This window comes from Alteromonas sp. G5_S2_22_S1 (genome assembly GCF_054968525.1).
In genome coordinates, this window is sequence record NZ_JBQKUJ010000007.1 from 1 (window position 1) to 12,124 (window position 12,124).

At 45.8% G+C, this 12,124-nt stretch carries 13 protein-coding genes; 9 read left to right on the forward strand and 4 right to left on the reverse strand.

Going from position 1 to position 12,124, the window contains the following annotated elements; genetic code table 11:
• A partial coding sequence (locus tag ACTRWF_RS09270) for a DUF4136 domain-containing protein (protein ID WP_462835451.1) occupies positions 1-734 on the forward strand: 734 nt, incomplete at its 5' end.
• A 380-nt stretch (positions 735-1,114) separates the two neighbouring features.
• On the opposite strand, the gene groL is transcribed toward ACTRWF_RS09270, so the two are convergent.
• The 3 genes from groL to ACTRWF_RS09285 all read right to left on the reverse strand — a co-directional run bounded on the left by groL (position 1,115) and on the right by ACTRWF_RS09285 (position 3,912).
• Positions 1,115-2,755 (reverse strand): chaperonin GroEL, encoded by a 1,641-nt coding sequence (gene groL / locus ACTRWF_RS09275; protein WP_462835452.1) that lies wholly within the window; start codon positions 2,753-2,755, stop codon positions 1,115-1,117.
• Between the two features lie 40 nt (positions 2,756-2,795).
• Positions 2,796-3,086 (reverse strand): co-chaperone GroES, encoded by a 291-nt coding sequence (locus ACTRWF_RS09280; protein WP_015068434.1) that lies wholly within the window; start codon positions 3,084-3,086, stop codon positions 2,796-2,798.
• 289 nt (positions 3,087-3,375) lie between these two features.
• A complete protein-coding gene (locus ACTRWF_RS09285; RefSeq protein WP_015068435.1) occupies positions 3,376-3,912 on the reverse strand; it encodes an FxsA family protein in 537 nt (178 codons plus the stop codon).
• 213 nt (positions 3,913-4,125) lie between these two features.
• Here ACTRWF_RS09285 and cutA point away from each other — a divergent pair, with 213 nt between their 5' ends.
• The 8 genes from cutA to ACTRWF_RS09325 all read left to right on the forward strand — a co-directional run bounded on the left by cutA (position 4,126) and on the right by ACTRWF_RS09325 (position 11,738).
• Positions 4,126-4,440: a divalent cation tolerance protein CutA gene (gene cutA, locus ACTRWF_RS09290; protein WP_462835453.1), complete on the forward strand. Its 315-nt coding sequence runs from the start codon at positions 4,126-4,128 to the stop codon at positions 4,438-4,440.
• A gap of 38 nt (positions 4,441-4,478) precedes the next feature.
• Positions 4,479-6,359 (forward strand): protein-disulfide reductase DsbD, encoded by a 1,881-nt coding sequence (locus ACTRWF_RS09295; protein ID WP_462835454.1) that lies wholly within the window; start codon positions 4,479-4,481, stop codon positions 6,357-6,359.
• Positions 6,343-7,242: a peptidoglycan DD-metalloendopeptidase family protein gene (locus ACTRWF_RS09300; protein WP_462835455.1), complete on the forward strand. Its 900-nt coding sequence runs from the start codon at positions 6,343-6,345 to the stop codon at positions 7,240-7,242. The genes ACTRWF_RS09295 and ACTRWF_RS09300 overlap by 17 nt, the downstream gene beginning before the upstream one ends.
• 218 nt (positions 7,243-7,460) lie before the next feature.
• The gene (aroQ, locus tag ACTRWF_RS09305) at positions 7,461-7,901 is read left to right on the forward strand and encodes a type II 3-dehydroquinate dehydratase (RefSeq protein WP_462835456.1); all 441 of its coding nucleotides are present in this window, start codon (positions 7,461-7,463) and stop codon (positions 7,899-7,901) included.
• Positions 7,902-7,915: 14 nt separating this feature from the next.
• A complete protein-coding gene (gene accB / locus ACTRWF_RS09310; RefSeq protein WP_015068439.1) occupies positions 7,916-8,383 on the forward strand; it encodes an acetyl-CoA carboxylase biotin carboxyl carrier protein in 468 nt (155 codons plus the stop codon).
• Positions 8,384-8,397: 14 nt separating this feature from the next.
• Positions 8,398-9,741: an acetyl-CoA carboxylase biotin carboxylase subunit gene (accC, locus tag ACTRWF_RS09315; protein WP_012520095.1), complete on the forward strand. Its 1,344-nt coding sequence runs from the start codon at positions 8,398-8,400 to the stop codon at positions 9,739-9,741.
• A 379-nt stretch (positions 9,742-10,120) separates the two neighbouring features.
• Positions 10,121-11,059, forward strand: a complete 939-nt coding sequence (locus tag ACTRWF_RS09320; RefSeq protein ID WP_012520097.1) for a hypothetical protein — start codon at positions 10,121-10,123, stop codon at positions 11,057-11,059.
• Positions 11,060-11,297: 238 nt separating this feature from the next.
• Positions 11,298-11,738, forward strand: a complete 441-nt coding sequence (locus tag ACTRWF_RS09325) for a hypothetical protein (protein WP_462835457.1) — start codon at positions 11,298-11,300, stop codon at positions 11,736-11,738.
• Between the two features lie 70 nt (positions 11,739-11,808).
• On the opposite strand, the gene ACTRWF_RS09330 is transcribed toward ACTRWF_RS09325, so the two are convergent.
• The gene (locus ACTRWF_RS09330; RefSeq protein WP_041703668.1) at positions 11,809-12,072 is read right to left on the reverse strand and encodes a TIGR03643 family protein; all 264 of its coding nucleotides are present in this window, start codon (positions 12,070-12,072) and stop codon (positions 11,809-11,811) included.
• Positions 12,073-12,124: the final 52 nt, after the last annotated feature.

Below are 12,124 nucleotides of genomic sequence, written 5' to 3' on the forward strand. Positions count from 1 at the left end.
TAACCATGCGTTTAGTATTACTCTTATCGGTTTTGTTTATTCAGGCTTGTGTCGTCAAAGTTGGTGACCACACTCCACGAGTTAACACTTCTGTTAGTAGCCTAGCCTCAGAAGATTCTTCTACTTTCAAAAGTTTCATCTTAATACCAAGTTCCAATAGTGTTTCAATTAACGACCTTCAGTTCAAAGAGTATTCAAGCTACGTCAAAAAGTTACTCCAGAAGAATGGTTATAAGAATTCTCAAGAGAAAGAGAATCCAGACTTAATTATCTTTGTGGGGTATGGAATAGGTGAGCCAGAACAGAGCCAGTATACTTACAGTATGCCCATCTTTGGTACAACCCCAACTGGTGTATACACTATTAATGCAACTTCAACTCATAACGGTGGGACTACACAATTAAATGGGACTTTGACTCAACAAAGAGCCTTGGCTGTCACTGGTTATTCTACACATACTAACACCAGAACTAACTACACTCGTCACCTTGAACTATATGCGGTAAACCTTTCTGAATATCAACTAACTGGCGAAGTATTACCCGTTTGGCAGTCTACTGTTGTTAGTCGAGGAAGCAATGGAGATCTTAGATACGTGTTCCCTTACCTTGTAGCTGCTCTGGATGGTTTCGTTGGAATCGATAGTGGCACTTCTGTCGACGTAACTGTTAGACAGGACAGTTTGGTTAAACGCTATGTTCAAGGTTTAGAGTCAATAATGCCTTCTGACTAAGGTTGAGTGGCGGTGAAAAAGTGAGCAAAAAGTAAACTACGTTTTTTTTGAGAATCACGGAACGCCGCAATCGCATAAGAAGGGTATTACCTCGCCCCCTCCCTCCTGTACCCCACGAGAGATCCTGAGAAGCTCGATGAGAAGACTTTGAGAGTCACTGAGCCATAGGCATACCCGACCCATTACGAGATCGTAGAGACGCTTACAGAGCTTATTTTATAGAGTGAAATTTAAGGGTAGCTAATGAGGAGCGGATGGAATATTGTAAAAAGAGATTAAGGAAATGGTGTGAAACTAACCGTGATACAAAACGTACCACAGTTAGTCTCAGAAGGCTTGTAAGCCCTTGATTTATAAGGGCCTAGAAAGCAGGGCGATTCTTACATCATGCCGCCCATTCCGCCCATGCCGCCCATATCAGGCATTGCTGGCGCAGCTTCGTCTTTAGGTAGTTCAGCTACCATTGCTTCAGTAGTGATCATTAGTGAAGCAATTGATGATGCGAACTGTAGTGCAGAGCGCGTTACTTTAGTTGGGTCAAGAATACCCATCTCTAGCATGTCGCCGTAAGTGTCGTTACCAGCATTGTAACCGTAGTTACCGTCGCCGTTCTTCACTTCGTTAACCACTACTGATGCTTCTGCACCTGAGTTGATAGAGATTTGACGTAGAGGCGCTTCCATTGCACGTAGTGCAAGCTTAACACCTACTGTTTGGTCTTCGTTGTCGCCAGTTAGCTCAGAAAGCTTCGCAGCTGCGCGTACTAGTGCAACACCACCACCAGGTACCACACCTTCTTCAACCGCTGCACGCGTTGCATGTAGTGCATCTTCTACGCGGTCTTTCTTCTCTTTCATTTCAACTTCAGTTGCTGCACCAACTTTAATTACTGCAACACCGCCTGAAAGCTTAGCAAGACGTTCTTGAAGTTTCTCTTTGTCGTAGTCAGACGAAGACTCTTCAATTTGACCTTTGATTTGTGCACAACGGCCTTCAATTGCTTCTTGGTCGCCGTTACCGTCAACAACAGTGGTGTTGTCTTTGTTGATAACTACGCGCTTAGCAGTACCAAGGTCTTCTAGCTGAACTTTTTCAAGCTCAAGACCAATCTCTTCAGAGATTACAGTACCGCCAGTTAGAATAGCGATGTCTTGAAGCATTGCTTTACGACGGTCACCAAAACCAGGAGCTTTAACCGCTGAAACTTTAACAATACCACGCATGTTGTTAACTACTAGTGTAGCAAGCGCTTCGCCTTCAACATCTTCAGCGATGATCATTAGCGGCTTACCCGCTTTCGCTACGCCTTCAAGGGTAGGCAGTAGTTCGCGGATGTTAGAAATTTTCTTGTCAACCAATAAGATGAACGGGTTGTCTAGTTCAACGGTGCCGTTTTCTTGGTTGTTGATGAAGTATGGCGATAGGTAACCGCGGTCGAACTGCATACCTTCAACAACGTCTAGTTCGTTTTGAAGTGCTTGACCTTCTTCTACGGTGATAACACCTTCTTTACCCACTTTTTCCATTGCTTGAGCAATGATGTCGCCAACTTCTGCGTCAGAGTTTGCAGAGATAGTACCTACCTGTGCGATAGACTTGCTGTCTGCACAGTCAGTAGAAAGGGCTTTAAGCTCTTCAACAGCCGCGATAACCGCTTTGTCGATACCGCGCTTAAGGTCCATTGGGTTCATACCCGCCGCAACGCTCTTAAGGCCTTCAGTTACGATAGCTTGCGCTAGAACGGTTGCAGTAGTTGTACCGTCACCCGCTTCGTCGTTCGCTTTAGACGCGACTTCTTTTACCATCTGCGCGCCCATGTTTTCGAACTTGTCTTCAAGCTCGATTTCTTTCGCTACAGACACACCATCTTTAGTGATAGTTGGTGCACCGAAAGACTTGTCTAGAACAACGTTACGGCCTTTTGGACCTAGTGTTACTTTAACTGCATTAGCTAGTGTGTTTACGCCTTTTAGCATTTTGCTGCGAGCGTCATCACCAAAACGTACTTCTTTAGCTGCCATGATTAAATTCCTCTAAAATTCGTTTTAACGTTAGTTGTAATTACTCAACAATCGCTAGAATGTCGCTTTCGCTTAGGATAAGTACTTCTTCACCATCCAGCTTTTCTGTTTTAACGCCGTAACCGTCGTTGAAAATAACGGTGTCGCCAACTTTAACGTCTAGCGCTTTAACTTCGCCGTTCTCAAGAATGCGACCGTTACCTACTGCGATTACTTCGCCGCGTGTAGATTTTTCTGCTGCAGAACCAGTCAGAACGATACCGCCTGCAGATTTGCTTTCTTGCTCTGCGCGCTTAATGATTACGCGGTCGTGTAAAGGACGAATTGCCATTTTCAAGTCTCCTGAAAATTCCACTATTCAAAGTTGTGTGATTACCAACACTCAGACTGCCTGAATGTTGTGTGCCTGGGTTGCTCATTGCTGAGCAGTTAAAATCGTTTCTGCACGGATAGATGGGGTAGTACCCTGATAACTTCAAGGGTTTTTAAACAAAAAAATGTAAAAAAATTGATTTTTTCACTAAATACTTATTTTTCTTAAACAAGTAAACGCCGTTTATCGTGGTAAACGACGCTAATAACGTGAGTAAAAAGGAAAGTTGAGAAAAGCGGTGGACGCGTTATTTTAAACGCTTATCTCGGTCGTTAGTGGTATTGTCTGTGTACTCCCCCTCAATGACATCATCACCTTGTTGGTGCGATTGAGGACCGTTGCCGAATGGGGTCTGTCCAAAAGGGGATTCCCCCTGATTGAAGCCTGCGCCATTAGGGCCCATACCCGGCCCCATGCCCGGAGCCACGACGCGCATCTTCATATGCTTACTCACTTGTGCGGCGAAGAAGTGGCGAGACCCCGGCATAGCTAATAAGAAACCGAAAATGTCGGTAATAAAGCCCGGCGTAACCAAAAGAACCCCAGCCACAACCAACATTAAACCTTCTACTAACTCTTTTCCTGGCACTTCATTTCGCTGCATTTTTTCTTGCGCGGTTTGCAGCGTACTCACGCCTTCGCGTTTAACAAAATAAGCACCAATAAACGCCGATAGAATAACTAAACCCACCGTATTCCAGCCACCAATAATGCTACCTACATTGATCAATAGCGCTATTTCTAAAATAGGCAGTATGGCAAACAGTAAAAATAAAACCCGCAAAACGCTTCCTCTTTCATGTATTCATAACCTGTTATAGGGTCTTTGTACGTAATAACAAGAAAAGGTGCCCACCCTTTCGCTTAATTAGCCACTTAAAGCGACCGATAACGAGCGTGGTATACTGAGTCGTGAAAGAATAAGGCCCGTATTAAGGTCTAATAAACCGCCGTATACGCCATACCGAGGCTTGCGGAAAATCGCTAGGATTAGCCAATGACAATTAAACTTGTGTTGTGTACCACACCCGATGAAAAGTCAGCGCAAGACATTGCTACTGCACTTGTAAAGAGTAAGCTTGCGGCATGTGTGAACATAATTAAAGGCATTCAGTCTGTTTACGAATGGCAGGGCAAGGTAGAAGTTGATGCGGAATGCCAGCTGTTAATTAAAACCAATACCCAAAACGTATTGCAGGCATTTGAAAAAGTGAGTGAAATACACCCTTATGACGTGCCTGAATGGTTGGAACTAAATACAGAAGCAAGCAGCGCATATGGCCAATGGTTGCAAACGACACTACAACAATAATGCTTGAATAAAACACGATAAAAATGAGCTGTAACTTTATGACTACCCTTACTCAATTTTCAAGTAAATCGGCACCACTTTGGCGCCGGTTTATGGCACTGATAGTGTCGGTGTTGTGTTTATCACAACTGCTTAGTGCACCAGCCTTCGCTCAGATGCCTAGCGCCTTTGACGACCCTTTTGTAGATGAACCACAATTTTTAGACGTCGATCAGGCCTTTGTTTTCGATTTTAATCAGCAAAGAGACACACTTACCCTCACTTTCGATATCGCCGACGGTTATTACCTATACCTTAAGCAGTTTAAGTTCGTTTCAAAACAAGCAGAGATAGGCGACCCGACTTTTCCCCGCGGCGTCATGATTGAAGATGAATTTTTTGGCGAGTCTGAAGTATTTTACGACAGGGTATCTATCACTTTGCCTATCAGCTATGCCAATAGTGATGGCGTAGTAAAAGTTCGCTATCAGGGCTGCGCCGATGCGGGTCTTTGTTATCCGCCCACCATTAAAGTGGTGTACTTAAACGAGGTGGGAAGTAACGCATCAACAACGCAACCGGCAGGTGACGAGAACAACGCCGCTTCATCCCTGCAAAGTGAACAGTTTAATTTAGCGCAAAAGCTTATCGATAAAGATAACCTGCCCCTTACCCTCGCCCTCTTTTTTGCCTTAGGCGTGGGCTTGGCGTTTACTCCTTGCGTGTTCCCTATGTATCCCATTGTGTCGGGCATTGTGATTGGTCAGGGTAAACCAAAAACCGCGTCCCATTCATTTTGGCTAACCTTTATTTATGTGCAGGGTATGGCAATAACGTATTCGCTGTTGGGGTTGGTGGTCGCCGTAGCAGGCGCGCAGTTTCAGGCCGCACTGCAACATCCCGCGATATTGGGTGTGTTTATTGTGCTCTTCGTGGCCCTCGCCATCGCCTTATTTGGTGGTTTCGACATCCAGCTTCCGGCGAAGTATCAAGAAAAACTCACTCACATGAGTAACAGCCAAACGCCTGGCAGTTTCGCAGGCGTGTTTGTTATGGGTGTGCTGTCGGGTCTTATTGCTTCGCCCTGTACTACCGCCCCGCTCACCGGCATATTGTTATTCATTGCGCAAACTGGCGATATGACGCTGGGCTTCATTTCCCTTTACTTACTGAGTATTGGTATGGGCGTACCGCTTATTTTGTTTGGCATGACAGGGGGTAAGCTTTTACCAAAAGCCGGTAATTGGATGAATGTAGTTAAGGTGACATTCGGCTTTATGATGCTTGCTGTGGCTATTGTGTTTATTGAGCGCTTATACACCAGCCCATACACGGCATTTTTGTGGGCGCTACTTGGCTTTGGTTTATTCGGCTATTACTGGGTTATTAATCGCGCTTCGCCAAACTCGTTAATGAAACTTGCCCGCGCGGTTATTGTGGCCATGGGTATTATGGGCAGCGCCGGGCTTACCTATCAGGCGGGTATCAATACTGGTCTTTGGGGCGAGCACGCTGAGATAGTCCACTCGAGCCACCCAGAGTTTGTTGTGGCAAGAGATTTGACTGATTTACGCCATAAAATAGCGGCAGCCAACGGGGAAGGAAAAACCGTGATGGTCGACTTGTACGCCGACTGGTGTGTGGCGTGTAAAGAGTTTGAGAAATACACCTTCCCAGACGAAAAAGTGGTTTCAGCGCTTAGCAATACGGTTTGGATGCAAATGGATCTTACCGACAACACCCCTGAGCGGCAGGAGATTTTTGATACTTTTAACGTGCTCGGCCTTCCCACTATTTTATTTTTCGACGCAAACGGCGATGAACTGACTAAAGCCCGGGTGACAGGTTTTATGAAAGCAGATGCTTTTGCCCGTCACGTAAACGAATGGCTTAACGATGCACCCGTAACTCGTGACAGCAAGCATGAGCCCGGTAACTAGGTTGTCATCACACAGTACTTGCCATCCGGCCTTTATTGTTAGCGATAAGGGCCGCCTTAGAGCGAGCTTCTTATTTTTAGCCTTTTTGTGTGTTTCACTTTTACGGCCTTCGCCCACTTTCGCTGAAACAGAGGTGAAAACGTCGGGGTGCTTTGATAAGGCTCGGTTCTGCTTTGAACTTACCCCTTCGTCGGATTCACTTTATTTAGTCTCAGTAAAACGAAAAATTGCGATGCCCGTCGCGCTTACTTTGTATTCAGATAAGCTGTTTCAAATTCCATCTAGCTTAGAAGCCCTTAAGCCCAAGGCTCACGTAAATGCATTTTTAAATACGGATGATGCGGTGCCTTTAGGTGTGGTAAAAAACGCGAACGCTTTCTGGCACACTATGCGCGTTAAGTGGACGGCAGGGCAAATTGATGCCCAGCATGACCCCGATTATGCTTATTACTCCCCTTTACAGCCAGCGAGCGCATACCGCATTGTTCAAGGCTTTAACGGCAGCTTCAGTCATTCGGGAGCATCGCGGTATGCATTAGATTTTGCCGCGCCCGTGGGTACGCCTATTTTGGCCGCGCGAGCCGGAGTGGTAATAGATACCAAAGACGATGGCACGAAGGGTGGGCCGCACAGTCGATTAGCTAAACACGCCAACTATGTCGCCATTTTGCATAGCGATGGCACTACGGGTGAGTATTACCACCTCAAGCACGAAGGCGTCGTGGTAGAACGAGGGCAAACCGTACAGCAAGGCCAGTTGATTGGCTATACGGGAAATACGGGCTTCTCTTCTTTGCCTCACCTTCACTTTGGTATTTATGTAGCCAAATTCCACGGTAAATACGTCAGTGTTCCCTTTTCACTCACCGACACCTCTCAATAAGGCAGCATGCTGCGCTTTCAGGCCAAATCCGCACACAAACTTTGCGGCGAAAACACCTGATTAGACCAGTATTTTGCTGCGAAATCTTTATCTATCACTATAATCAGCAGTTAATCTAATAAACGAGCAAATAAATTGGCTTTTTTTCGTGCAACTGTCATAAAAGTTTGTTGAAATGGCAATAACAATGACATTTTCCCGAAGATAGCAGCAAACTAATGAATATTTTGTTATTAAACGGCCCTAACCTAAACATGTTAGGCCAAAGAGAACCCGACAAATACGGCACACAGACCCTGAAAGACATCGTGGATGATTTGCAGGCGCAAGCTGAGTCGAGCAACGTGACGTTAACGCATTTTCAGTCTAACGCGGAACACGCGCTGATCGAACGTGTGCACGCCGCTATGGGTTCTGTCGACGCCATTATCATTAATCCTGCTGCCTTCACGCACACCAGTGTCGCCCTTCGCGACGCGTTGTTAAGTGTCAATATCCCGTTTATTGAAGTGCATTTGTCGAACGTTCACGCCCGTGAGCCGTTTCGTCACCATTCCTATTTTTCTGATGTTGCAGCCGGCGTCATTGTTGGCCTTGGTGCCATGGGTTACTCGCTCGCGCTAACTGCAGCAATCAATTTAACGAAATCGCAAAAATAACGCAGAGACAGAACATGGATATTAGAAAGATTAAAAAACTCATCGAGCTAGTTGAAGAATCTGGCATTGCCGAGCTAGAGATCACAGAAGGCGAAGAGTCTGTACGCATCCACCGTGGTCCTACTGGTGTTCAGGCACCTATGAATTACAGCTTTGCTGCCCCTGCTGCACCACAAATGGCCCCAGCGCCAGCTGCGGCTGCAACTACCGCGTCAGAAGCGCCCGCTGCCGAGCCTGCTCAGCCAGATGGTCACGTAGTTAAGTCTCCAATGGTAGGTACATTCTACCGTGCGTCTTCTCCTACGGCTAAACCGTTCGCAGAAGTAGGCCAGCAAGTAAAAGTTGGCGATACGCTGTGTATCGTTGAAGCAATGAAGATGATGAACCAAATTGAAGCAGATAAAGCAGGTGTGGTTAAGGCAATCTTGGTTGAAAACCAAGACCCTGTAGAATTCGACCAACCTATGTTCATCATTGAATAAGCGAGTGCTTAACTATGCTAGATAAAGTACTTATAGCTAACCGTGGCGAGATTGCCCTACGTATTTTGAGAGCCTGTAAAGAACTAGGCATCAAAACCGTAGCCGTGCACTCTACGGCGGATAAAAACTTGAAGCACGTGTTGCTAGCTGATGAATCAATTTGTATTGGTAAAGCATCGGCAACCGAAAGCTACCTTAATATTCCTCGCATTATTGCGGCGGCCGAGGTCACAAATTCAATCGCTATTCACCCTGGTTACGGTTTCCTAGCGGAAAACGCAGACTTCGCTGAAGCGGTGGAAAAGAGCGGCTTTATTTTCATTGGCCCTAAAGCTGAAACTATTAACCTTATGGGCGACAAGGTTTCTGCTATCAACGCCATGAAAAAAGCTGGCGTACCTTGTGTACCTGGCTCAGACGGCCCGCTAACAGACGACGCCGAGCGCAACAGAGCCATTGCAAAGCGCATTGGTTACCCAATCATCGTTAAAGCCGCTGGCGGCGGCGGTGGTCGTGGTATGCGCGTAGTTCGCAGCGAAAGTGAACTTGTAAAGGCCATTGAGACCACGCAAGCGGAAGCTGGCGCAGCCTTTGGTAACGCAACGGTTTACATGGAAAAGTTCCTTGAAAACCCGCGTCACGTAGAAATTCAGGTACTAGCCGATGGACAAGGTAACGCCATTCACCTAGGTGAGCGTGACTGTTCAATGCAGCGTCGTCACCAGAAAGTGGTTGAAGAAGCACCGGCACCGGGTATTTCTGAGCAAATGCGTGCAAAAATAGGCGATCGCTGCCGTCGAGCCTGTATCGAAATTGGTTATCGCGGCGCAGGTACTTTCGAGTTCCTATACGAAAACGGCGAGTTTTATTTCATTGAAATGAATACCCGTATTCAGGTAGAACACCCAGTATCTGAAATGATCACTGGCGTTGACCTTATTAAAGAGCAGCTTCGCATTGCCGCAGGTCAGCCACTGTCAATTGATCAGTCGCAAATTCAAATTCGTGGCCACGCTATTGAATGTCGAATTAACGCAGAAGACCCACAAACCTTTATTCCTAGCCCTGGTCCTATCGATATGTTCCATGCGCCGGGTGGTTTAGGTATTCGCTGGGAGTCGCATATTTACGCGGGCTATCACGTACCGCCTTACTACGATTCAATGATTGGTAAGCTTATCACTTATGGTGAAAGCCGCGACGAAGCGATTGCTCGTATGCGCCATGCACTTGAAGAGATTGTGGTTGAAGGTATTAAAACGAATATCCCGCTTCAGCGCGCCATTATGGCCGATGAAAACTTCTTCGCAGGTGGAACCAACATCCACTACCTAGAGAAGAAGCTAGGTTTAGCCTAATCCCCCCTTTGGGCTACACGGTGTTTTTTGTGTAGCCCAATTTTCTCCCTTTCATACCCCTATTCGCTATTCGCTATTCGCTATTCGCTATTCGCTATTCGCTATTCGCTATTCAGCGTGTTCTATTTTTCCGATTAGCACAATCAAATTTTAACGATTTTACTATTTAATATACCGCTTTATACTGCATACAAGTTTTAAGACATCTCCCTAAGTTCAATCTTTTTGTGTGTTTACCCTTATTGGAGTCCCACTCCACTTGTGCCGGCATCCCTGCCGGCTTTTTTTTGCAATTTTTGCGTTAAACGACGTTGCGTATGCACTAATTAATTAGATTTAATGTATAAACCAATTAATTACGTTGTTTAGGGCTAGACAGGTGCGACCCCCTTTCTTATTTGTTTTACTGCTCATCACTATTACTGGTACCAAAGCGTTTGGAGAACAAATAGCGCCCACCTTCTCACAGAAACTCGATATTCAGGTACGCTACGACAATCGCTCCAACCGCCCTAGCCGCGAACAATATCGACTGCGCTATTACCCGTCTATTGCGCTAAACGCTTCATGGTCTATCAATAGCTTTATCGTTACAGGTGAAGATTTTTCTTCTAGCCACAATACTTTTGGCAAAGAAAGTACGGGTTACTTTTACGCAAGGCGCCTTTACTTAAGGCACGAAACCCATTCTGGAAAAACCGAGCTAGGTGTTATTCCTACTTACAAAGGCAGGGTTTCTTCTACCGGCCTATCAAAAGACGGCTGGATAACTGGAGTTCGCCATGTAAAGCAGTTGAAAAACGACTCGGCCATAGAAGTGGTGTTGGGCCAATTAGCTAATGCACAAGCCAATGAGGCATTAAGTGTAGGCGGGGAAGATCAATACTTTGAAGTGGAATACTCGGCGAATATGGGGCAGCGCCATAGCTATGAAGCCAGTTTCGAACGCATGCTAGACGGCACGTTTGTTAGAGGAGAGTATCGCTTTCGTATCAACCAACAAGACACTGCATTTATAGAGTGGGTACAGCGCACCGATAAAGGTGCTGCAAAAATTGTGGTAGGCAAAAGTGGCGTGTTTAGCACGAACGTTCTCGATACAGCCTACCCCATTGAATACTTCGCCTATTACTCGTATATCAATAGAAATTTCGGGGCCCGAGCGGAACTTATCGAAGACTTTCTTGGTACCGGCCATGGCGGCTCACTTGAATTCAGCGGCTTAATTTTACAAAAGCATGAAGTAGAGTGGTTTGTAAGGGCCGATGTCGTAGATAGCATAAGCCGCTTACTTGCGGGCGTTAAAGTGGCGTTTTAAGCGCAATTTTCAACAAATAAAAAAGGCCCATCAAACGATGGGCCAAACAGCAAGAACGCGTACACACTTTAACAGTGCATAATAGATTACGGGTGGTCGCTTCAAGGGGTTCAAACGTAGTGGATTACGTATTTTTAATGTCACTGGCTTTATTCGCCATGCGGCTTTTATTACAATCAAAGTGTAGGGCTGATATTTTCAGCGCGTAGATAGTGATTTACCCAAAAAAGGTGTTTTTGTGCCTAGCCGATACGCCCAATTTAAAGAAACGCTTCCCATTTCCCTTCTTTCAGATGAAACTCTGCTCGCTTTTAGGGTGCTCTTAGATGAGCCTTTGGATATTGTTGACTTTGCCCAAGATATTGCAGATCTAGCCCAATATCCCGAACGCTTGAAAGACAGCTATCGAAAAGAGTGGGAAGCCTACGTCATTAAAGCATTGGCTTTCGAGATAAGGCAGCACGACGATCTTTCACCGGCCGAGTTTATCGATTTGATGATGGAGAAAGTCGAAGACGTTCAGCAAAATAACGACACCTACCACAATTTATTGCGTCAGGTTCATCATGCTAAAGGTATTTTGCAGTCAGAAAATACCATCGTATTTCCGACGCCACTGCGCCAACAGCTTACTGCCTTTCTGCTGCCAATCACCACAATACCGACGCCAAAAAAGTGATGTTTATAAAGGCATGCGCGAATATTACGCTGCGAAAATAGGTAAGCATTGCGGCGGCGCTATTTGCGCGCTACTTATTTGCACTTTTATATTTATACTGTGAAGGGCAATAACCTCTGTCTACGCCTTCAGGACGCAAGCTTGCGTGTTTGGTTTTTCTGCCAGATACACGCTCTCGCCAATTCTTAAACGTTTTCTGCTTAAGATTTTTGCGCATGAGCTTGATCACCTCTTTTTCAGGTAGTCCGAACAGGCGCTCGATTGCTTCAAACGGCGTGCGATCTTCCCACGCCATTTCAATAATGCGTGACTCTTGTTCTTCTGATAATGCCATCTCTAACGTCTCAACATACATACTTAACCCCCAATAAATACTATATTAAAGG

Coding starts and splice junctions, on each gene's coding strand:
- ACTRWF_RS09295 (WP_462835454.1), top strand. CDS start 4,479: ATGACTACCCTTACTCAATTTTCAAGTAAATCGGCACCACTTTGGCGC.
- cutA (WP_462835453.1), top strand. CDS start 4,126: ATGACAATTAAACTTGTGTTGTGTACCACACCCGATGAAAAGTCAGCG.
- aroQ (WP_462835456.1), top strand. CDS start 7,461: ATGAATATTTTGTTATTAAACGGCCCTAACCTAAACATGTTAGGCCAA.
- ACTRWF_RS09280 (WP_015068434.1), bottom strand. CDS start 3,086: ATGGCAATTCGTCCTTTACACGACCGCGTAATCATTAAGCGCGCAGAG.
- ACTRWF_RS09330 (WP_041703668.1), bottom strand. CDS start 12,072: ATGGCATTATCAGAAGAACAAGAGTCACGCATTATTGAAATGGCGTGG.
- accC (WP_012520095.1), top strand. CDS start 8,398: ATGCTAGATAAAGTACTTATAGCTAACCGTGGCGAGATTGCCCTACGT.
- ACTRWF_RS09300 (WP_462835455.1), top strand. CDS start 6,343: ATGAGCCCGGTAACTAGGTTGTCATCACACAGTACTTGCCATCCGGCC.
- groL (WP_462835452.1), bottom strand. CDS start 2,755: ATGGCAGCTAAAGAAGTACGTTTTGGTGATGACGCTCGCAGCAAAATG.
- accB (WP_015068439.1), top strand. CDS start 7,916: ATGGATATTAGAAAGATTAAAAAACTCATCGAGCTAGTTGAAGAATCT.